At 62.1% G+C, this 19,444-nt stretch carries 21 protein-coding genes; 11 read left to right on the plus strand and 10 right to left on the minus strand.

Features of this window, described 5'->3' with window-relative positions:
* Positions 1–418: 418 nt before the first annotated feature.
* Complete coding sequence (locus HT051_RS04940; RefSeq protein ID WP_174541003.1) at positions 419–841, plus strand: hypothetical protein; 423 nt, start codon at positions 419–421, stop codon at positions 839–841.
* Between the two features lie 29 nt (positions 842–870).
* Here the strand turns inward: HT051_RS04940 and HT051_RS04945 are convergent, their stop codons facing one another.
* The 5 genes from HT051_RS04945 to HT051_RS04965 form a co-directional block, all read right to left on the minus strand.
* Positions 871–1,938 carry a hypothetical protein gene (locus HT051_RS04945; protein ID WP_174541004.1) on the minus strand — a complete coding sequence of 356 codons (1,068 nt, stop codon included), beginning with the start codon at positions 1,936–1,938 and terminating at the stop codon, positions 871–873.
* A 147-nt stretch (positions 1,939–2,085) separates the two neighbouring features.
* Positions 2,086–2,385 (minus strand): hypothetical protein, encoded by a 300-nt coding sequence (locus HT051_RS04950; protein WP_174541005.1) that lies wholly within the window; start codon positions 2,383–2,385, stop codon positions 2,086–2,088.
* A 351-nt stretch (positions 2,386–2,736) separates the two neighbouring features.
* Positions 2,737–3,183, minus strand: coding sequence for a hypothetical protein (locus HT051_RS04955; RefSeq protein WP_174541006.1), 447 nt, complete (start codon positions 3,181–3,183; stop codon positions 2,737–2,739).
* Between the two features lie 112 nt (positions 3,184–3,295).
* A complete protein-coding gene (locus HT051_RS04960; protein WP_174541007.1) occupies positions 3,296–4,024 on the minus strand; it encodes a VWA domain-containing protein in 729 nt (242 codons plus the stop codon).
* 35 nt (positions 4,025–4,059) lie between these two features.
* On the minus strand, positions 4,060–5,673 hold the full coding sequence (locus tag HT051_RS04965; RefSeq protein ID WP_174541008.1) for a serine hydrolase: 1,614 nt from the start codon (positions 5,671–5,673) through the stop codon (positions 4,060–4,062).
* A gap of 132 nt (positions 5,674–5,805) precedes the next feature.
* On the opposite strand from HT051_RS04965, the gene HT051_RS04970 reads away from it, so the two are divergent.
* A complete protein-coding gene (locus HT051_RS04970; protein WP_174541009.1) occupies positions 5,806–6,306 on the plus strand; it encodes a flavin reductase family protein in 501 nt (166 codons plus the stop codon).
* 83 nt (positions 6,307–6,389) lie between these two features.
* Positions 6,390–6,608, plus strand: coding sequence for a YrhK family protein (locus HT051_RS04975; protein WP_174541010.1), 219 nt, complete (start codon positions 6,390–6,392; stop codon positions 6,606–6,608).
* A gap of 85 nt (positions 6,609–6,693) precedes the next feature.
* Here the strand turns inward: HT051_RS04975 and HT051_RS04980 are convergent, their stop codons facing one another.
* Positions 6,694–7,662, minus strand: coding sequence for an alpha/beta hydrolase (locus tag HT051_RS04980; RefSeq protein WP_174541011.1), 969 nt, complete (start codon positions 7,660–7,662; stop codon positions 6,694–6,696).
* A gap of 112 nt (positions 7,663–7,774) precedes the next feature.
* On the opposite strand from HT051_RS04980, the gene HT051_RS04985 reads away from it, so the two are divergent.
* Entirely contained in the window at positions 7,775–8,248 is a 474-nt protein-coding gene (locus HT051_RS04985; RefSeq protein ID WP_174541012.1) for a MarR family winged helix-turn-helix transcriptional regulator, read from the plus strand.
* Between the two features lie 9 nt (positions 8,249–8,257).
* Here the strand turns inward: HT051_RS04985 and HT051_RS04990 are convergent, their stop codons facing one another.
* Positions 8,258–9,205 carry a D-alanyl-D-alanine carboxypeptidase family protein gene (locus HT051_RS04990; protein WP_174541013.1) on the minus strand — a complete coding sequence of 316 codons (948 nt, stop codon included), beginning with the start codon at positions 9,203–9,205 and terminating at the stop codon, positions 8,258–8,260.
* A gap of 252 nt (positions 9,206–9,457) precedes the next feature.
* Between HT051_RS04990 and HT051_RS04995 the strand changes: the two genes are divergently transcribed.
* From HT051_RS04995 to HT051_RS15210, 4 genes are all read left to right on the plus strand, one after another.
* On the plus strand, positions 9,458–11,443 hold the full coding sequence (locus HT051_RS04995; protein ID WP_174541014.1) for a hypothetical protein: 1,986 nt from the start codon (positions 9,458–9,460) through the stop codon (positions 11,441–11,443).
* Between the two features lie 172 nt (positions 11,444–11,615).
* A complete protein-coding gene (locus HT051_RS05000; protein ID WP_174541015.1) occupies positions 11,616–11,948 on the plus strand; it encodes a hypothetical protein in 333 nt (110 codons plus the stop codon).
* Between the two features lie 377 nt (positions 11,949–12,325).
* Positions 12,326–13,624, plus strand: a complete 1,299-nt coding sequence (locus HT051_RS05005; protein WP_174541016.1) for a hypothetical protein — start codon at positions 12,326–12,328, stop codon at positions 13,622–13,624.
* 21 nt (positions 13,625–13,645) lie between these two features.
* Positions 13,646–13,780, plus strand: coding sequence for a hypothetical protein (locus HT051_RS15210; RefSeq protein ID WP_256396268.1), 135 nt, complete (start codon positions 13,646–13,648; stop codon positions 13,778–13,780).
* A gap of 17 nt (positions 13,781–13,797) precedes the next feature.
* Here the strand turns inward: HT051_RS15210 and HT051_RS05010 are convergent, their stop codons facing one another.
* A complete protein-coding gene (locus HT051_RS05010; RefSeq protein ID WP_174541017.1) occupies positions 13,798–15,036 on the minus strand; it encodes a hypothetical protein in 1,239 nt (412 codons plus the stop codon).
* Between the two features lie 229 nt (positions 15,037–15,265).
* Here HT051_RS05010 and HT051_RS05015 point away from each other — a divergent pair, with 229 nt between their 5' ends.
* Complete coding sequence (locus tag HT051_RS05015) at positions 15,266–15,796, plus strand: mismatch-specific DNA-glycosylase (protein ID WP_174541018.1); 531 nt, start codon at positions 15,266–15,268, stop codon at positions 15,794–15,796.
* Between the two features lie 92 nt (positions 15,797–15,888).
* On the opposite strand, the gene HT051_RS05020 is transcribed toward HT051_RS05015, so the two are convergent.
* Both HT051_RS05020 and HT051_RS05025 read right to left on the minus strand, forming a co-directional pair.
* Entirely contained in the window at positions 15,889–16,632 is a 744-nt protein-coding gene (locus HT051_RS05020; RefSeq protein WP_174541019.1) for a hypothetical protein, read from the minus strand.
* Positions 16,633–16,902: 270 nt separating this feature from the next.
* On the minus strand, positions 16,903–17,397 hold the full coding sequence (locus HT051_RS05025; protein ID WP_174541020.1) for a hypothetical protein: 495 nt from the start codon (positions 17,395–17,397) through the stop codon (positions 16,903–16,905).
* Positions 17,398–17,511: 114 nt separating this feature from the next.
* Here HT051_RS05025 and HT051_RS05030 point away from each other — a divergent pair, with 114 nt between their 5' ends.
* Together HT051_RS05030 and HT051_RS05035 are read left to right on the plus strand one after the other, a co-directional pair.
* The gene (locus HT051_RS05030; protein WP_174541021.1) at positions 17,512–17,757 is read left to right on the plus strand and encodes a DUF2188 domain-containing protein; all 246 of its coding nucleotides are present in this window, start codon (positions 17,512–17,514) and stop codon (positions 17,755–17,757) included.
* Positions 17,758–18,068: 311 nt separating this feature from the next.
* Positions 18,069–19,433 (plus strand): Nramp family divalent metal transporter, encoded by a 1,365-nt coding sequence (locus HT051_RS05035; protein WP_174541022.1) that lies wholly within the window; start codon positions 18,069–18,071, stop codon positions 19,431–19,433.
* The last annotated feature ends 11 nt before the right edge of the window (positions 19,434–19,444 follow it).

A 19,444-nucleotide genomic window follows, 5' to 3' on the forward strand; every position in this document is an offset into this window, starting at 1 on the left:
AGTTTGCCGACGTGTCACTGCAGCGTCTGCCAATCTGCCCAAGAACGGGCAAATGATTGGCTGCGTTTAAACTGCCTGAAGCATCGTAGCAAGGGGTGCGTTTTTCAAACCCGACCCTGGTTGACGGAATTTCCGGCAACCAAAGCCAAACATTCGACCTTGCATTTTCAATCAGGCGGTGAAAGTCCGGCGGACTATACTTGTACAGTTGTCCTCCGTCTATGTTCGGCCGCCGGGGCAAAGGTGTTTTGGTTTACGGCGTTTACGGCGTTTGGAGCCGTTGCGGCGGCCTGCGGCGCTGCCTAGAGTTCTCGGAAGGTCTTGAAGAGCTTTGGCGCAGCGCGGGATGCAGATTGCGTGCGCAAGGCGGCAACGTGGGGCGCGCCATCGCGGCGTCTAGGAAAATGGGGGAGGGGCTGTGCAGCGATCGATCTTTCTGGCCCGGCTGACGGGGCCGCTTCTGACGCTGGTCGGCATCGACATGCTGATAGGCCCGACCGGCTTTCTCGCCGTGATTTCGGCGATCATGGACGATCCGGCGCTGGTCTATATCGTCTCGATCCTCGGCTTTCTGGCCGGGCTCTCCATGCTGCTGGCGCATAACCGCTGGGTGCCCGACTGGCCTATCATCTTCACGGTGCTGGGCTGGCTGGTGCTGTTCGATTCCAGCCTCTGGCTGCTCGCCCCCGATCACATGATCGCCTTCTGGCGCCCGGCGACGGAGCTCTGCGGCCTGCCGCTGGCCTTCGGCGCCCTGGCGCTGCTGCTCGGCGCGGCGCTCTGCTATCTGGGGTTCTTCATGCTGCCACCGCCTCCGCCGGAGGATGCGGCTGAGGGGTGAGGTTGGTGGTCTTACTCTCGGGCTGCGCGCTAGGTTTGCGCTCCTGAAGGTAGTAGTCCGTATGCCTTTAGGAGCTTGTATGTTGCTTGTCCGTCCATCACGCAGAATTTTCGACTGCGCCCGGAGGTTGCGATCATTGAGCGTAGTGTTTCGCGTACTGCGGAGCCAATGAGGTGTGCGTGTTGCACGACAGATATGTTCGCTCCTGACTTCGCCAAACGATAGATTTGATCACCGTTTTTACCGCACATCGCCGGAGTCATCTCTTGAAATTTCGAAGGGCCCTTTAGGAGGAATGCGGCTGTTGTACGTTTCTCTGCCAAAGTTACATTGGCCGAGAAATGGTCATTCTCTTCGCCGCCCCAATCAGGCTTGGTAGGCTCGTTGAGCAAATGAGCAATTGATGCTTTGACGTGATCCTCAGAGATATTTTCCATGGCTGACATCCACTCTTCGGCATTTGCGATTTCCACATTTTTCATGAGAGCGAATTCGGCAATGTCCTCTGGGAGCACCTCGCCATAGTCGTGCGAGTACCACATTAAGTCGCTGTGATCCGCGTTACGGGGATGCTCAAGCCAAGGGGCACCAATGACAATTGGCTCGACCTCAAATGCATCGCCTTTGTCGCGCAAGAGCCCGATAATTGCTTGTCGATGGCCATCTTCATAGCCGTCTGCCAGCGTCATGCGACCAGTTTCGCTCACCAAGTGGGACGTATGGTACGTGATCTTGACGGGCTTAGATTGGCCAAGGTCAAAGTGAACAGTGTGGCTCACTCGTGCGGCTTCGTAGATTTCCGGGCACGGCTCTAACCTTTCGATGCTCATGAACATGTGTTGTGGCGCATCAATCCTTAGCGCCTCGGTGAGTGTCGGAACGCCCGCGTTGGTGCATCGGTCAATGAGCATCGTCACCAGTAGATGGTCGTTTGAAAGCACCGTCATATGATCTTCGCCGGGTCTCTGCCGTTCGAAGAAATGGTCGCGTAATGGACCGAGAGCCGTGATCGCTAGCCTCCGATTGAGGAAGCCCATATCGATGTGGCTGAATAGGTCTGCGACCCTTATAGGCTGCGGGATTAGCTCAATGCTCATTCGTGCCTATATGGGAATAATGTCTGCCACTTCTTAGGTGAGCGCACAAAAAACACCACCGCCCCGAAACCCGGGGGATCGGCCCGCCCGGGCTTCGGGGTCGCTGGTGCGCTTACAGGCCGGCTTAGACTTGCCCGTCGGCCTTGCTTAGTTGCACCAGGATTCGTTGGATTCCCGGCAACGCTCGGAATAGTCCGCGGTCAATTTCTGCGCGGCGGCCCACTCGGCCTTGCTGACACTGTTGCTGTTGTTCTCGTCCATCGCCTTGAAGGTCGGGGCGAAGGTCGGATCGTCAAGCTTCTGCGAGCCCTGATCCCATTCCACACGGCTGATCGAGCCGTTGCCGTCGGCGTCGATGGTGGTGAAGCTGTCGCTCCAGCTCTCGGCGGCGATGGCCGATCCCGAAAGCAGCAGAATCGAAACGAAGGCGACCATTGTCTTGGTCATTGGCGTCTCTCCCTAATGCGCAAGTTGTCTTATGGTGACCCCGCCGGCCGTTGCGGCCGACAGTGCTGCCGCCGTTTTCCGGCAGACTGTGCAATTGGGCGCCTTCGGTGGGAATTTTGCCAATGGCAAACCTGCCAAACCCGCCGCGACAATATGTCCCCAAAACGGCCGCGACATTTTGTCATCGTCCGTCCCCGGAGCGATTGATCGGCGGTCCGTTACGGGGCCGCTTGGTGTGGCTTAACGTACTGATATCGCGCGGCTATTCTTGCGTGCTATGGGGCGGGGGCAGGGCAAGCAAAAGGCGCGGGAAAAGCTCCCGCGCCTTGGGTGTTTTGGGGAAGGTTTTCCCTATTTCAGGGAGATCGCCAGCCCGCTCAGATCGGCATTGGCCATCAGGCCGACCTGGCGGCCTTCCAGCTGCAGAACGGCGCCTTTCGGATTGGTCAGCACGATGGCGCGCACGCCGGAGCCGACCGCCAGCCCCGCGCCGGCGGCGGCATAGACGCCCTCGACATCGGAGGGTTTGCTGATGTGCTTCACGGTGCCGTGCAGCACGGTTTTCGAGCCGCCGAAGATCAGGCCGTAATCGAGGCCGCCGACGCCGAGCTTATAGGTCTTGCCCTGGAAGGTGAGCGTGCCGCGGCCGCCGGAGCCGCCGATGATCCAGCCGCCTTTCAGGATGGTGAGCTGGATGGTGCCGGTCTCGGCGCGCGCCGTCTCGAAGCTGGCGCCGAGCGCCGCCGCCAAGACCAAGGACGCGACAAATAGATTTCGCAGAATATTCGGAATGCGCATGGCTAGCCCCTCTTAATCGCCGTGACGGTGTGATCCGCAAGTCTCGCGAATCACACGCTAATCTCCATTTGTGGAGAATATCCGACGGCGCCGGCTTAGGGGATAAATTTGCTCAGCGCTGGTGCGATGCGGCGTTTCCGGCCTGCGATACGATGGGGCAGCCGAGGGTCTTTTCGAAGGCGCGCACCAGATCTTCCTGGGTTTCGGCGGTGATGTATTCGCCGTTCGTCTCGCGGGCGAGGCATTGCACTTCGAGAATGCTCTGCGGGCCCATCCACTGCACCGCTTTCATTTTATAGGCGATGACGTGGACGGTGACCTCGCCGGTCTCCTTCAGCATCTTGCCGAGCTCGCAGGGCGCGCCGCCGCAGGTTTCCTCGCCATCGGTCAGAAGCACGACGACGCCCGGCGTGGTGCGGTAATGCAGCACCTCGGCGGCCTCTTTCACCGCGTCGGAAAGCGGCGTCTTGCCGGCGGCCTTGAGCCCGTTCACCACGCTCATGATCGGGCCGGTGGCGTTGGGGATGGGTTTGAGATCCAGCTCCACATTGCATTGCTGATAGGGGCCGGGGCCATAGGTGATCAGCCCGACCTTGCGGAACCGCGTCACGTTGGGCAGCACCGTCTGCAGGGCCGTGCGGACCTCTTGCAGGCGCGTGGTCTGGGCGTAGATGTCCTGGGTGGTGCTGCCGGCCATGGAGCCGGAGGCATCGAAGACGATCATCGCATCGCGGGTGCAGATCTCCACGCCGTCGGGCACCGCCTGCGCCGCGGCGGGCACGGGCAGCAGGGCGAAAGCGGCGTATAGGATGAGCGGCAGAAAACGCGTTGGCCTGATCATGGCCGCATCTTAGCGCAAGGCGCGGGGTTTGGCGTCTATTCCCGCACGAAGCTGCCGAGGCCGGTGCGGTCGTAATAATCCAGCACGACTTTTTCCGCCTTGCCGTCCGCACCGAGCTGGAAGATGGCGCCGGCGAGCCCGTTGGCATTCTCTCCGATGGTTTGGAAGCTGAACGTGTCGCCATCGAAATGGGTGAGGGCGAAAGTCGTCGGCGAACCTTGCGGGCCGAGCGTCATGGCGAGGGCGCCGTCCTTCTCCGCGATCGTGAGCGGGCCGTAATAGCCGTTGCCGTAGCTGCCGGTATAGGCGGCGAGCTTTTGCGCCGGCTTCGGCTCGGCGGGCGTCTTGCTGTAGTCCACCTCGGGTGCCTCGGCCTGGCGCATATGGTCGAAGATACCGCCGAGAAAGCCGACCCAATCCACGGTCTGATGACCGTTCTGCGCAACATCCAGGAAGGCGGCGCTGATCGCCTCGGCAACGCCGATGGGCATGCCGTTGGTCAGAACCACGATGCCGAGATCTTCGCCCGGTAGGAAGGTGATGTTGGTGGCGGTGCCGAGCTCGAAAGCGCCGGAATGGCCGATGCGCGCGCGGCCCTCATCGTCGTAAGAGATGTTCCAGCCGAAGCCATAGAACCCGGCACGGGCGGCGGGCGAAGAGGGCGGGCCGGGGATGACTTGCGGCACATGGGGCGCAGCGAGGGCGTCCGCGCTCACGATCTCGGTGCCGTCCAGTGTGCCTTGGCCGAGTTGCAGGCGCAGGAAGCGCAGCATGTCGTTGAGCGAGGCGGAGGCGCCGCCGGCCGGGGCTTCGGCATCGGCGTTGCGGTCGTAGAGCGCCGCCCAGCCGCCATCCTCGGTCCTCGCGTGAATATGGGCGCGGTCCTCATGGCTCAGATAGTCGCTATGGCGATAGCTGGCGGTCGCCATGCCGGCGGGCTCGAACAAAGCCGTCTCGGCGAGATCTTCCCAGCTCATGCCTGCCGCTTCCGCCGCGGCGATGCCGCCGGCGGTATAGCCGAAATTGCTGTAGCGATAGGTGACGCGGAAGGGATCGAGCGGCTGCTGATCGATATGGGAGAGGATGTAATTGCGGCCGAAGCCGAGATCCTCCAGAAGATCGCCGGCGCCGGTGTGAAGCCCGCTGCGATGCGACAGGAGATCGGCGATGGTGGCGTGCTCAGTGACGTAAGGGTCGCTCAAGGCAAAAGCCGGGTTGTGGCTCTTCGCCGTATCGGTCCAATCGAGTTTGCCCTCGCCGACCAGCTTGGCGACGATGGTGGAGGCGATGGGTTTGGAAACGGAAGCGAGCAGGAAGACGGTGTCCGCATCGATCTTGCCGGGTTTGCCGATCTCGCGAACGCCGAAGCTCTCGGCATAGATCACCTTGTCCTTATAGACGACGCCGACGGCGAGGCCGGGAAGCCCGGTGCGCTGCATCGCCTCGGTGACGATACCGTCGAGGGCGTCCGTCGCCCGGTCGATATCGTCTTGGGTCAGAAGCGGGGGCACCGGCACCACCGGCGCGTTGAGCAGCTGCATGGTCGGCCGTTCCGCCTGTTTCGGCGCATCCTCGGCGGTGGCGGGGCTGGCACCGGCAAGGGCAAGCGCGGCGAGCGTCAGCAAGGCGAGGCGGCGAAGCGGCGGCATGGCATCTCTCCCGGAGCGCGTGTCGGTCCTCTCTATGGCGCGGGGCTGGTAAAGGCGAGGTGCATGAACGGGAATTTCGCGTCGGCGTTCTATGATCGTACGCCGGCGTTCGTGACCGGCAGGAGAGAGACCATGACCCAACCTATCCCGGAGCTGTTCAAGCGGCTGACCTCAGGCGTCTATGTGATCGGTGTGGCGGATGGCGAGACGCGCAACGCCTTCACCGCCGCCTGGGTGATGCAGGTCTCCTACGATCCACTGCTGATCGCGCTTAGCATCAACAAGCAGCATGCTTCTTATGCACTGCTGAAGGCCGGCGGGCGGTTCAGCGTCAATGTGCTGAAGAAGACCCAAGCCGATCTTGCGGCGCATTTCGGCCAGCCGGCCTCGGCCGACAAGCTTGCGGGGCAGGATTGGAGCGGCGGCTCCGGCGGGGTGCCGCTGTTGAACGATGCGCTCGCCTGGTTCGAATGCGAAGTCACCCACGAATGCCCCGCAGGCGATCATGTGCTGGCGGTGGGGAAGGTGATCAGCGGCCGGCTGCTCGATGCGAATGCCCAGCCCCTCAGTTATGGCGAGACCGGCGATACGGACGGCGCCGCTTCGCTCTATCCCGAAAGATTCGAGCGTTAGATCGTGCGGGCCGCAAGTCGGCCCCGTGGACAGGCCGGTGGCCGCGCCGTTAGGGTCGCGGCGGGTTTCGGCAGGGGGAGGCGATGACAACACCGATCCAGCTCATAGTGCACAAATACGGTTGGGTGCATCAGGTGCTCGGCGTGCTCGGCAACACGGCCTTCGTCGTCGGCAGCGTGATGTTCCTGCCGCGCTTCCCGAGTTGGTATAGCTTCGCGGTCTGGCTGTTCATCGTCGGCTCGGCCCTAATGCTGATCGGCGCGCTGGGGCGCCTGGCGATGGATCTGGTCGAGCCGGAGTGAGACGAGACCGCCAGCCGCTCCGGAGGAAGAACGGCTGGCGCTTCGTTGTCTTGGTTTGTCGGTTTGGCCCATGGTCAGCGGTTCGTCAGCTGGCCAAGACTTTCTTGAGGTAACCGACCGCCTGGTCGACGGCGGCGCGGGTGGCCGGGGTTCCGGCGATCGGGTTCAGCAGCAGGAAGTCGTGGATGGTGCCGTTATAGCGGACCGCGGTGACGCTGACGCCGGCCTCGGACAGCTTCCTGGCATAGGCCTCGCCCTCGTCGCGCAGCACGTCGTTCTCATCGACGACGACCAGCGCTTGCGGAAGTCCCGAAAGGGTGGCCGCATCGGCGTTGAGCGGCGAGACGTGGATATCGGCGCGCTTCTCGACCTCCGGCAGATAGGCATCCCAGAACCAGGTCATGGCCGGCTTGGTGAGCCAGGGACCGTCGGCGAAGTCCTGGTAAGAGGCGCTCGACATGGAAGCGTCGGTCACCGGATAGGCCAGGACTTGGGCCGCCAGTTTCGGCCCGCCACGCTCCTTGGCGAGGATGGCGGTGACCGCGGCCATATTGCCGCCGACGCTATCGCCGGCAACGGCGAGGCGGCTCGCATCGACGCCGAACTCTTCCGGATGGGCGGCGACGTAGTCCAGCGTGGCGTAGATCTGTTCCACGGCGACGGGATAGCGGGCTTCCGGCGAGCGCTCGTAATCGACGAAGACGAAGACGGCGCCGGTGGCCGCGGTCAACTCGCGGACCAGCCGCTCATGAGTCTCGACATCGCCGAGGATCCAGCCGCCGCCATGGGCATAGATCACGGCGGGACGCGCAGCTTGCACGCCTTGCGGCCGGTAGATGCGGATCTTGGTCTTGCCCGTCGGGCCGATATCGAGAGTGCGGTCTTCCACATCGGCGGGGGCGAGTGTCACCTCTACCGATTTTTGTGCGCCAGCGAGTACGCCGCGCGCCTCTTCCGGCGAGAGGGTGTAGATCGGCGTGGCACCGGCCAGGCTGTCGATGAATTTGCGGGTTTGCGGCTCCAGCCGCTCGATCGCTTCTTGGGTCTTGGACATTTCGAGTCTCCATTGTTCGTAAGCGATTAAATCGTGCACGATATAAATAGGAGGCGAACGAGATGAATGTCAAGGGTTGCGATTAAATCGCGTGCGATATTATATATTGGGTATGGCTAAGGACCTGAAATCAAAAGAGACAAAATCCGAAGCGCTGGATCCGCTGGATGCGTTCTTGTGCTTCGCGGTCTATTCCACGGGGCATGCCTTCAACCGCTTCTACAAGCCGCGGCTGGATGCGCTCGGGCTCACCTATCCGCAATATCTGGTGATGGTGCTGCTTTCGGCGGAGGACGACCAGACTGTTGGCGATATCTGCGAGAAGCTGTTCTTGGAGTCCAACACGCTGACCCCGCTGATCAAGCGGCTGGAGGCGAGCGGCTATGTCACGCGGCGGCGGGACGCCGAGGACGAGCGCATCGTCCGCGTCTCGCTGACGGCGCAGGGAAAGCGCATTGCCAAGAAGGCGGCCTGCGTGCCGGCGCAAACTCTGGAAGCGCTGGATCTGCCTGCCGGCGATCTCGCCGAGCTACGGCGTGTGCTGATCACGGTGCGCGAAAAGCTGCAGGCCGCGGATCGGAGCTGAGCGGCGGCTCTAGCGGCAGACGGTCTGGAAGGGCGGCGGCGCCGCGCTCACCGAGGCGACGGCGCGGTTCAGCTCCGGATAGTCTTGCGGCAGGGCGTTGATGATGGCGCGAACATCGTTATAGCGCGCCGGATGGCTGGCGCTGCCCAGCACCACGGCGACGATGGTCTGGCCGTTCGGCGCCCGCCAGCCGGCGATCAGGTGATACAGGCCCTTGCTGAAATAGGAGCCGGTCTTGGCGCCGACGATGCCCGGCTCGCCGATGATCTCCACCTTGCTGTGCAGTGTCACGGTGCGGGCGTTGGGCCCGCCGATATGGATGGCGTGCTGGCTGCAGCTCCAGAACGGCAAGAGGCGCGGATCTCGAAACGCGACCGAGCCGATCAGCGCCAGATCGTAGGCGGTGGAGGTGTTGTTAGCGGAGAGCCCGTCGGCATCGGCGAAGTTGGTCTGATTGGCGCCGATGGCGGCGGCGGTGCCGTTCATCGCCTCGACGAAGCGCTGCACGCCGTCGCCCTGGCGTCCCTCCTGGGCGAGCAGAGCGCGGCCGACATAATCGGCGATGGCGGTGGCGGCATCGTTGCCGGAGACCATCAGCATGGCATAGAGCAGATCGCGCAGGCTCCAGATATCGCCGACTTTGAGCCCGGCATTGGAGCCATGGGCGAGATCGTTCGGCGTGATGGTGGTCTCCAGATCGAGCCGGTTGCCGAAAGTGTGCACCAGGATATAGCCGGTGATCAGCTTGGTGATGGAGAGTGAGCGGAAGCGCTTATCCGCATTCTTGCTATAGAGCACCTGGCCGGTATCGGCGTTGAGCACGAAGGCCGATTGGGCGGTGATCTTCGGCGGCGCCATCTGGGCCTTGGCGGTGGCAGGGCCGAGGATCAGCGTCAGCGCCAGGAGGAGGCTGAACGCCGCCGCCGTGGCGCTTTGGGCTTTTGCGATCGGGCGCATGGTGACGCTTCGGTCGGTTCGGAAAAACACGGGAAAAGAGGCTCGCTTGCTTGAATGGGGCTTTCTTACCGAAAGTTCGGGCCGGCGTGACGTGCCCGGAAACTCATCGCCGGCACTATAGCCTTGGCTTTACAACAGGGCGATATGGCGGCAGCGCGGTTCGCTTCACACCGTTTCCTTGTGCTCTGCCTCTTTTTGCACGCAAGTTTTGCTATACTCGTCCGACTCGAGGGATTTGCTCAGGAGGCTTCCATGTTTCCTGTTTACCGGCTTATCGCGCGCGGGCTCATGGCTTGTTTCGTGCCCTGTCTCGCTGCGGCTGCGCTGTCCGCGTTTTCATTTTCCCCGCTGCAGGCACAAGCGGCCGATCAAGAGGCCAATCAAGAGGTCGGTACGGCCGCGGCTTGCGACGATCCCAGCCTCGCCATGCTGGCTTCGCCCAATGCGCCCTGGTCGGGCACCAAGCTGCGGGTGCTGTTCGCCACGGACGAACCGTTGAAGGGCGAACTGTCGCTGATCGCGCCGGATGGGCGGGTGGAGGCGATCGCCAATACGCAGCAGGGTGGGCCGCCCTATTTCTGGATCGCGGAGGTGGACCGGCCGGCAGCCGGGAACTGGCAGGCGATCCTGACCCGAAAGACCGCCTCACCCGATTGCATCAGCGTGACGCGGAAGATCGCGGTCGCCGCCAACCCGCAGCGCGGGCCCTCGTCGCGGCGCGGTGCGGTCTGGCCGGTGGAGCGGACATGGACACGCGCGCAGGAAAATCTCTATTCCGCCTGGATCCAGACCTTATTCGAGGCGCCGCTCGATGCGGAGCCTTCCTGGAAGGCGCTGCATGAGGTCTTGCGCGAGCCCTCGCGCAATCTGCTGTTCAATTCGCTGGCGCTCGGCGAGGACCAGAAGGGGATGACGATCCGGCCCGATTGCGCCGATCTCCCTTATTTCCTGCGCGCCTATTTCGCCTTCAAGCAGGGGCTGCCCTTCGGCTACGCCAAATGCACCCGCGGTACCGGCAAGGCACCGCAATGTCATCAGTGGTGGAGCACCGAACGGGAAGAGCCGCGGCCCAGCCCGCAGCCGGTGCGCCAGACAAGCGCCGGGCTGTTCGGCGCGCTACAGCCACAGCGCGAGCCGGTGATGCGCCTGCCGCCGCGGCCGGCAGGGCTGGTGCCGGGCTTCGGGTATTACCTGCGCATCACCATCGCCAATGGGGTGCATTCGGGGAATGGGCGGACCGCTACGGACGACAACGACAGCGATTTCTACCCGGTCGCACTGACGCAAGAGAGCCTTCGCCCCGGCACTGTCTATGCCGATCCTTACGGGCATATTCTGATCCTGGTGAAGCGGGTGCCGCAGCAGGGCGACAGCGCCGGCATATTCCTTGCCGTCGATGCGCAGCCGGACGGGACGGTGGCGCGCAAGCGCTTCTGGCGCGGCAATTTCCTGTTCGATACCGATCCCTCGCTCGGCGGGCCAGGCTTCAAGCATTTCCGGCCGATCCGCCGCGATGCCAATGGCCGGCTGCGGCGGCTGACCAATGCGGAGATCGCTCAAGATCCCGATTACGGCGACTTCTCCGACGCGCAGTCGAAGATCACGGTGGAGCAGTTCTACGACCGCATGGACGATGTGATGTCGCCGGCGCCGCTCGATCCGGTGCGGGCGCAGCAGGACGCCATCACCTCTTTCGCCGAGCAGGTGAATGCGCGGGTCATCTCGGTGGAGAACGGCCGGCAGTATCAGGTGAAGGGCGGGGGCCGGGTGGCGATGCCCGACGGGCCGTCGATCTTCGAGACCACGGGACCGTGGGAGGCCTATGCCACGCCGGCGCGCGATCTTCGGCTTCTGATCGCGCTCGACGTGGTGCGGCATTTCCCGGAGCGGGTGGCGCGGCGCCCGGAGCGCTACAAGATGCCGGCGGGCAAGAGCCCCGAAGAGGTGAAGGCGATGCTGGAGGCGACGCTGAATGAGGAACTCTCCAAGCGCACGCTGACCTATAAGCGCTCCGACGGGTCGGACTGGACGCTGACGCTGAAAGATGTGGTCGACCGGGCCGATGCGCTGGAGATGGCCTACAATATCAACGACTGCGTGGAGCTGCGCTGGGGCGCGCCGAAGGGCAGCAAGGAGGCGGCGACATGCAAGCGCTACGCGCCGGACTCCCAGCGCCGCATCATGGCGGAGGAATACCGCCCCTGGTTCCAAACCCGCACCCGCCCGCCGCGGGGGTAGCAGGCCGTGCGGCGCGCATGAAGACTTCATTAAACGCTTGAGGCGGTTGAAGAAACGGTGGAACCGCCGCCGTGCTAAAACGGTTTGTACCGAAGCAGCCACTTTCTCAAGCTAGGCTGTCTCCGGCCGTGCCGATTGGCCGGCCGCCGAGGACACTCAGAAGGATAGACGCGTGTTGAAGTATTTGATTGCTGCGGGTTTCGCCGCGCTGCTGGTTTCCACCGGCGCGCAGGCCGCGCCTGCAGCGGCCTCATTGGCCGTTACTCCCGCCGTGCAATACGGCACGGATAATTCGGATCTGCTGGTGGAAGTCGGCAACAAGAAGAAGTGGAAGAAGCGCTACCGCCACAAATATCACAACCGGCATAACTACCACCGCCACCACTATCATCACCACCGCTACTACCGGCGGCCGCCGCCCGGCTGGTACCGCTATTCCTACCGGCCCTATGGCTGGAGCCGTCGCGGCTGCATCGCCATCGGACCGGTATGGTACTGCCCGTAAGGGCATGCGTTCCTAAGGGACGCTTACATGCGAGGGATCGCCGGGAAACCGGCGGTCCCTTTTTTATGGGGGCGGGCGCGGCTGGCGTCAGTCGCGCCGGCGGAAGAAGCGCTTCTTCGGCTGCTTGCGCGGTGACTCCTGACGTTCTGTGGGCCGGCTGAGCAGCAAATCTGGTGGCGACGACGGCTCCGGTATGAAGTTCTCCAAGCGGTTGATGAGATTCGGGTCGTCCCCCGTCCTACCAGACTTGGCCAATGTCACCGCGGGAGTGACAACCAACGCGCACATGAAAGCCGCCGTCATATATCTTAAGTTGAGAGATGTCATCCTTAACCGTAACCTGTGGTTGTAGTTCAGGGTAAGTGTGGGGTGTCATCATGTCTAAAATCTTCGCTAGGTCGGCCGTTGCTGGCCTTGTTGTTTTAATTGTGCCTTGCTTCCTCGCCGTTCAAGCCGAAGCACAGGTCAATGATCCAAACCTCCTCAATCGTCTGGAAAGCTTCATCCCCGAAGCGCCGCCGCCAACGCCGCCGACGCGGATGGAGACCAGGACCAGGGTGGTGCCCGAAGTTGTGACCGAGGAGGTCGCGGAGCCGGAGGAGGTACCGTTACCACAAATGGAGGCGGAGTTCGTTGAGACTCAAGTTGAGGGGAAGGTGCCACCGCCAGCCGGCATTTTTGAGATGTCGCCGGAGGCAGTACAATCCGCGTACATCGCACAAGCGGTGCATGCCAAGCTCCTACCGGACGATTATCTCACGATGTCGATTCCTGCAAAACGTGGAGCCCTGGTAGACCGCGAGATTAAAGGCGAACGCACGAGGTTCCTTCGCAAAACGCGGACGATTTATGTTTCCAAGACCGAGACGGTCGCTGAACCCACAAAGGTGGCAGTCAGCTTGAGCGCGACGAGCAGTTTTGATTGGCAGTCGAACGCCAATCAAAGTCCCGACGATCCGATCGAGGATTCGATCGCCAACAATAGTGCGCTCCTGGAAGCCGTGTTCCGCATTGGAAAGACCGAGGATACATTTTCCACGGTCATCGCTCCAAGTGCTGCTCGCTATAGCAAGCTGGATGGGGATTCCTCAGATCTTCTCTCCGGGACGCTCACCTACACGCATCCGTTTTCACCCCGTTATGTAAGCCAATACAAAACCGACGGCACCGCAACGATCGATAGGATCGCTTTGACGTTCAACGCTTTTGGGGCTTTCGATCCAGGATTTGGGACCCAAAAAGTTCAGGCTTCGACTCCCGGCATTGGTTGGAGTCGCAAGAACATCCCCATCGGTTCCTTGGTTTGCGGCGAGAAGGGCGCCGAAAATTACTGCTATTTCCTCAATGTCTCTGCAGGGCTGGGGAATAGCTGGTCGAGCAAGTCCTCCCAGGATCGATTCTTCGGCACGTTCGGCTTTACGGTCAATTGGCGGACGCCGATCAAGAAGTTGGTCCTCGCTGCGGGGGCAAACTTGTCTGCTGCCTCCTATCGAAACGTTGTGGGAGGGCGTGAGGATTTCATCGTCAACCCGGTCTTGCGCGCCAGTTGGACCCCGAATGATTATGTGAGTTTCTCGGCCGGTGCTCAATATACCGACCAGACCTCGTCGCTCTCGACCGCGGCGTGGGACGGATTTCAGATGACACCGAAGGCGAACTTGCAGGTGAAATTCTGAAGTTGCAGCTTTCGTAATATCGTGGTGCCGATCTACGGCATGTGCATCGTTGGCGGGGCTTTGCTCGGGGTGCTGGTGCTGGGCGAGCCGATGCCGTGGTACCGCGTGGTGGGGCTGATCGCGGCGGTTGTCGGCGTTGTGCTGATCTCTCTGTGAGAAGAGAGACTCCGGCTCTATGGTTTCAGGCCGAGGCGCGGGCCGATATCGGGAATAACCTCCCAGCCGAGGCTGGACAGTTCGGCGGCGGCGCGGCGGCTGGTCTGGCCGATCAGGCCGAGTTCGGCCGGTCCCTCGGGCCGGTTTGCATTCGCCGCTTCGATGTTCTGTTCGATCGGCCGCGACCAGAAAAGATAATCGGCGGGGAACATGGCGATCGTGCCTCTGGATGTCTCCATGGCCGGCCAGCTGCCGAGCTCGGCGAAGCGGCGGATCGGCGCCACCTTCGCACTGTAGCTCGCCATCAGAATCGCCTGCTGCCGGTAGATATAGCCCCATTGCGGGCTTCTGGCGCCGGCCGCCTGTGCGATCAGATCGGCGCTTCCCTCAGGCCCTTTCATATTCCGCAAGGCCTCGACAACGACCTCCTTGTCGGTCGGTGTGAGAGAGGGGTTGCGGTAGAATGCGTCTTGGGTCGCCTCCGGCACGCCCATGGCGGTGAGGGATTGCCGCCCGTCGCGCTCCAATTCGCCCGCGGTCTTGTCGCGCAAGTTCTGGCGCAAGGTCTCGCTGGCGCTGCCGACGCTAAGCGGAAGGCCGACTGCGCCGGGGATGAACATGCTGCCGGCCTGGACGGAGACCTGGCCGAGCGCGCTTGCGGTCGCCAGCCGCGTCAGCTGGTCGTCGAGGGGCGGAAAGCTCGTATAGGGATCGACACCGAGGTCATAGGCGAGATTGCGCCGGGCTTGGGCGCCGCCGGAGATCGCGGCAAGAGGCCGTTCCCGGTTGGGGTCGGTCGCCTCTATTCCCGCCTCGACGCTTTCCGCCGTCTTGCGAACGCCTTTGACCGTGTTGGAGATGGTCTCTTCCGGATCGGTGAGAAGGCCGCGTACGGTGGAGAGGGGGCGCAATGCGGTGCGGCTGGCCGCTTCGAGCGTGGTCTCTTCGCCGCTGACCTTCTCCAGCTGCGCGGTCGCGGCCATCTCCTTGGCGCGAAGGCGCAACAGCTCCGTCCCCTGGACTTCGAACCGGCCCCAGCGGGTCTGCAGGGAAAAGACGTATTGGTAATCGCGGAGCGTCACCCGGTCGGCGATTTCGTAATAGGGGCTGCTCAGCAGCTCGCGCGGCACCACCTCTTTGGCATGAAAGCTGGGGGCCGGTTCATATTGCGCCAAGGCAATGGCCGGCATGGCCGTGACGATCGAAGCGGTGAGCGCCGCGATCTTGAGCCGGTCCCGGCGTCTTTTCTGCTGCACCGAAATCTCCCCCCAGATTCGAGGCGCCGCGCCCCCGCGCGCGCGCCTTTCCGAAGACCCTAGGCGAAATCGCCTGGCGTGGGAATTAAAGCGCGTGTTGTGCCGGCGTGGATGGGGGGGCTTCTCCACAGGGGTTTGGCGCCGGCTTGACGGCGCGCCGCTTTGCCGGAAGTTTCTTCAGGGACCTTGCAAAGGCTCAATGACGCAAAGGCGAATAGGAGAGAGCACGATGAGTTTGGCCGAGGCAATCGACGAGGGGCGCGAGCAACTTCCCGATCTGTTGGCGCCGGGGCTCAAAATCGTCTTCGTGGGCAGCCAGGCCGGCGGCTGCTCGGCCAAGGCCGGGGCCTATTTCGCCGGACGCGGCAATCAATTCTGGCCGACCCTGTTCGAGGTTGGGCTGACGCCGCGCCGGTTTCAGCCGGCCGATTACCGCGAAGGTCTGGAGCTCGGCTTCGGTTTCACCGATCTGGTGAAGGTGGCGGGCGAGAAGGAGCGGAACGTCAAACCCACCGCCGAAGATCTCGCCGCCTTCGACGAGAAGATGGCGCTGTTTGCGCCGAAAGCCATCGCCTTTACCTCCAAGGGCGCCGGCGCCTTTTGGCTGAAGCGGCCGGCGGGCAAGATCGGCTACGGGCTGCAGCCGGCGCTCGAGGAGACGGGACCGGCCGTCTTCGTGCTGCCTTCGCCATCGGGGGCGGCACGGCGCGCCTGGGATATCGAGCCCTGGCGGCAATTGGCGGAATGGGCGAAGGCGTGATCGAGCGTCTCAAGGCTCTGAAATCGGAAAATATCCGTGGTGCCTCAATCTTAGGCTAAGCGTACGTGAGCGTTGTCATAGGGACCGCCACTTCAAGGTTCGCCATGCTCTTTCTGAGATCTCGTAAACCTTGATGCATTTATCGACTGTACTTCCTCCGCCCGCGGCTCACGCTTATAGCGTTCGCAAGTGAGGTTATTGTCGTCGCTCTCAAAACCGAAACGCTGAAATGTCGATGTCAGCGCGCATACGACGCGGCCCGTATCGTAGACAAATTCAGGCGTGTCATCTTCTGAAAAGGAAAATACTATTTCATACCACTTTGTGAAGACGGCCTGAAATTCGGCATAGTCATCGATTTTCTCGATGGAATCGGCTAGTGTCTGTGATGCAATCCTCCGAAGTGGAGCCGATTTCTTTTCTTTCAATGCTGCGTATGGCATCACGAAGAATGCTGTAGAAAAGGCGTATTCCTTATCGGAAGAATATCCTGATCTTATGGAGCCAATGGCTGCCGCCACTGCATCGTTATTTATTTTAGATTCTCCTACTGCATTGCTAAGCAATATTTTTGTTAGAGAGAAGAATCTTTCGTCCCTTTTATCTTTTATATCCTTTTCGTAAGATAAGACGCCTAAATACAATGTAAATATAACTCCAATTGCTGTAATTATTTGTATATTGGATATAAAAAATCTGAAGGGCGCGGTAAGTGCCTTTCGTAGATGCGACGGTGGCGCCTTGCTTAGCTCGTCTTTGAGTTTCTTTATTTCTATATCGAGTTCTATTTCTGTTTTTTCTTGTATTTTGTCTTTTATGGATTGAGAGATGCTCATGTTGGTGCCCCATGCACTGCTGTGGCAGACACGAAATCGCTTTTCCGAGGCGAGACTCAAGAAGCTCTCTCTTCGCCAGAGAGGGGCAACAGAGTCTGTGCACTAAATGGTCAAAATAGCACGCAAAGGTTGTATGTGGCGACAAGAATCGGCCTTTGCGCGATTTGGAGGGGGCAGTTCCGGTGCTGTTGGACGTTGCCGTATTCAGAGCCGGCGACTTCTCAAAGGTCCGTACCAAGGGTACGACGACATTGAGAAAGAGGCCGGTGCCTAAGCCGTCTCCGGGTGAAAGCGCTTCACGGCGAAAAATCCGAAAATCACGAACGCGACGAAGATCAGTCCTTGCGCGATGAGGAAGGGCGGTTCGCTGCCGGTGGGGGCCAGGGCGTTTAGGGCCGGGATCTTCTCGAAGGCCTGTACCAGCGCGACGAAGACATTGAGATAGAGAGCGAGCAGCGCCGCGGCGACATAGATGAAGCGCCAGGGGCCGCGGAAGCGGAACAGGTAGAAGCCCGCCAGGGCCAAGGCCAGCACGATCAGCGAGATGATGCCGACGATCTGGGCCGGCGTCGGCCCGCCGGGACTTGGGAACAGGAAGCCGGTGACGCTGGTCGCCACGGTGGTCCAGAGGAAGACGCCGGTCCAGCGGCTCGGCTTCTCGGCGCTGAGCATCGCCGTCAGCACCGCCAGCCCGGCGACGATGGCGATCAGGCTGATGGTCACGTGAAGCTCGGTGAAAGCCCCGCTCGAAAGCCCCAAGATCATTTCCCGTCTCCCAGATCGGTGGCAAGCTTGAGGTATGTTGCCGCAACGGAACAGCGCGCTTTGCGTGCGCGTTCCCTCGCCTTAATCTTGTAAGAAATTTCCGGGGAGGAGGCGATGAGCAAAATCATCTATCACGTGGTGCAGCACGATGGCGGCTGGGCCTATAAGCTGGGAGAGGTGTTCTCCGAGACGTTTCCGAGCCACGAGGCGGCGCTCGGCGCGGCGAAGCGTGCCGCCGCCGAACAGCAGCTCGGCGGCTCGACCACGGCGATCCAATGGGAAGACGCCAGCGGCAAATGGCATGAGGAGCTCTCGCGCGGGGACGACCGGCCGGAGGCCGATGTCGAGGACGATTCCTGAGGGCGCGCGGCGCCGAATTTCCCTAAAGCAGACGAAACCATCCCGCGGCGTCGCTGCCACATAGGTGGCGGCGCGGCGGATCGACACGGCATGCGGCGCCCATACGGCTGCCGGTGAGTTTTATTTCGCCAAAGATATCATAGGACTACGCGGTTCGCTCCGGCGACGGTCGCGACCGGTCCTTGGGGGCTGACAGCCGATCTCTAGCTGCAAATTAGATGCATTCTCTTGATACGCGGTATGGCGGCTGCCATTGTCTAGTTGCAAGGCGATTGCAACTAGCGAGCGCCGCCAAAGGGTCGGGGAGCAGCATGGACGACGTCGCATCGGCGGAGGCGTTGAAGCAAGAAGGCAGGGCCGGCTTCGGCAAACGGCTCGCGCCGGGGCGGGAGAGCCTGCCGGAGGTGTTCGCCTCCATACCGGTGCCCGAGCGGGGCTCATGGCTGCGCCGCCTGTTCGCCTTTTCCGGCCCGGGCTACATGATCTCGGTCGGCTATATGGACCCGGGCAACTGGGCCACCGATCTCGCCGGCGGGTCGGCCTTCGGCTACACGCTGCTCTCGGTCATCATGCTTTCCAACCTGATGGCGATCCTGCTGCAGGCGCTCTCCGCGCGGCTCGGCATCGCCACGGGGCGCGATCTGGCCCAGGCCTGCCGCGAGGCTTATCCCCGGCCCGTCGGTCTGGCGCTGTGGGCGGCGTGCGAGCTGGCCATCATCGCCTGCGACCTCGCCGAGGTGATCGGCACGGCGATCGCCTTGAAGCTGCTGTTCGGCATTCCCCTGGTGATCGGGGCACTGCTGACGGCGCTGGATGCGGTTTTGGTGCTGATGCTGATGAGCCGCGGCTTCCGCGTGCTGGAAGCCTTCATCGTCTCGCTGCTGGTGGTGATCGCGACGTGTTTCGCCATCGAGATCGTATTCGCGCAGCCTTCGGTGGCGGCGGTGCTGGGCGGCTTCGTGCCTTCGCCCGAGATCGTCACCAACCCGGCGATGCTCTATATCGCCATCGGCATTCTGGGCGCGACGGTGATGCCGCATAATCTCTATCTGCATTCCTCCATCGTGCAGACACGGCAATACGAGAAGACCGGCGAGGGCAAGCGCGCCGCGATCCGCTGGGCCACGGCGGACAGCACCATCGCGCTGATGCTGGCGCTGTTCGTCAATGCCGCGATCCTGATCTTGGCGGCGGCGGTGTTCCATACACAGGGGCGGACCGACGTGGCCGAGATCGAGCAGGCCTATCACCTGCTCACGCCGCTGCTCGGGGTCGGCATTGCCTCGGTGCTGTTCGCAGTGGCGTTGCTGGCATCAGGCCTGAACTCGACGGTGACGGCGACCTTGGCCGGGCAGATCGTGATGGAAGGCTTCCTGCGCATCCGCCTGCCGCAATGGCTGCGGCGGCTGGTGACTCGCGGCGTCGCCATCGTGCCGGTGGTGGCGGTCACGGCGCTTTACGGCGAGCGGGGCACGGCGGAGCTGCTGATCCTCAGTCAGGTGATCTTGTCGATGCAGCTGCCCTTCGCGGTGATCCCGCTGGTGCAGTTCGTCTCCGATAAGGGCAAGATGGGCGAGTTCGCCATCTCCAGACGCTGGGCTGTGCTGGCCTGGATCGTGGCCGGGCTGATCGTCGTGCTGAACGCCAAGCTGCTCTACGACGTGGCGGTGGGGTAGGGCGCCCCGCC

Origin of the sequence: Methyloligella sp. GL2, assembly GCF_013341275.1 — a bacterium.
Classification (GTDB): domain Bacteria; phylum Pseudomonadota; class Alphaproteobacteria; order Rhizobiales; family Methyloligellaceae; genus Methyloligella.

Bases quoted from the DNA above. Each gene is read 5' to 3' on its own strand.
- HT051_RS04985 (WP_174541012.1), top strand. From the start codon at position 7,775: ATGGCTAAGGACCTGAAATCAAAAGAGACAAAATCCGAAGCGCTGGAT.
- HT051_RS04995 (WP_174541014.1), top strand. From the start codon at position 9,458: ATGTTTCCTGTTTACCGGCTTATCGCGCGCGGGCTCATGGCTTGTTTC.
- HT051_RS05030 (WP_174541021.1), top strand. From the start codon at position 17,512: ATGAGCAAAATCATCTATCACGTGGTGCAGCACGATGGCGGCTGGGCC.
- HT051_RS04945 (WP_174541004.1), bottom strand. From the start codon at position 1,938: ATGAGCATTGAGCTAATCCCGCAGCCTATAAGGGTCGCAGACCTATTC.
- HT051_RS04965 (WP_174541008.1), bottom strand. From the start codon at position 5,673: ATGCCGCCGCTTCGCCGCCTCGCCTTGCTGACGCTCGCCGCGCTTGCC.
- HT051_RS05035 (WP_174541022.1), top strand. From the start codon at position 18,069: ATGGACGACGTCGCATCGGCGGAGGCGTTGAAGCAAGAAGGCAGGGCC.
- HT051_RS05020 (WP_174541019.1), bottom strand. From the start codon at position 16,632: ATGAGCATCTCTCAATCCATAAAAGACAAAATACAAGAAAAAACAGAA.
- HT051_RS04975 (WP_174541010.1), top strand. From the start codon at position 6,390: ATGACAACACCGATCCAGCTCATAGTGCACAAATACGGTTGGGTGCAT.
- HT051_RS04970 (WP_174541009.1), top strand. From the start codon at position 5,806: ATGACCCAACCTATCCCGGAGCTGTTCAAGCGGCTGACCTCAGGCGTC.
- HT051_RS04950 (WP_174541005.1), bottom strand. From the start codon at position 2,385: ATGACCAAGACAATGGTCGCCTTCGTTTCGATTCTGCTGCTTTCGGGA.
- HT051_RS05005 (WP_174541016.1), top strand. From the start codon at position 12,326: ATGTCTAAAATCTTCGCTAGGTCGGCCGTTGCTGGCCTTGTTGTTTTA.
- HT051_RS04990 (WP_174541013.1), bottom strand. From the start codon at position 9,205: ATGCGCCCGATCGCAAAAGCCCAAAGCGCCACGGCGGCGGCGTTCAGC.
- HT051_RS04980 (WP_174541011.1), bottom strand. From the start codon at position 7,662: ATGTCCAAGACCCAAGAAGCGATCGAGCGGCTGGAGCCGCAAACCCGC.
- HT051_RS05015 (WP_174541018.1), top strand. From the start codon at position 15,266: ATGAGTTTGGCCGAGGCAATCGACGAGGGGCGCGAGCAACTTCCCGAT.
- HT051_RS04955 (WP_174541006.1), bottom strand. From the start codon at position 3,183: ATGCGCATTCCGAATATTCTGCGAAATCTATTTGTCGCGTCCTTGGTC.
- HT051_RS05025 (WP_174541020.1), bottom strand. From the start codon at position 17,397: ATGATCTTGGGGCTTTCGAGCGGGGCTTTCACCGAGCTTCACGTGACC.
- HT051_RS04960 (WP_174541007.1), bottom strand. From the start codon at position 4,024: ATGATCAGGCCAACGCGTTTTCTGCCGCTCATCCTATACGCCGCTTTC.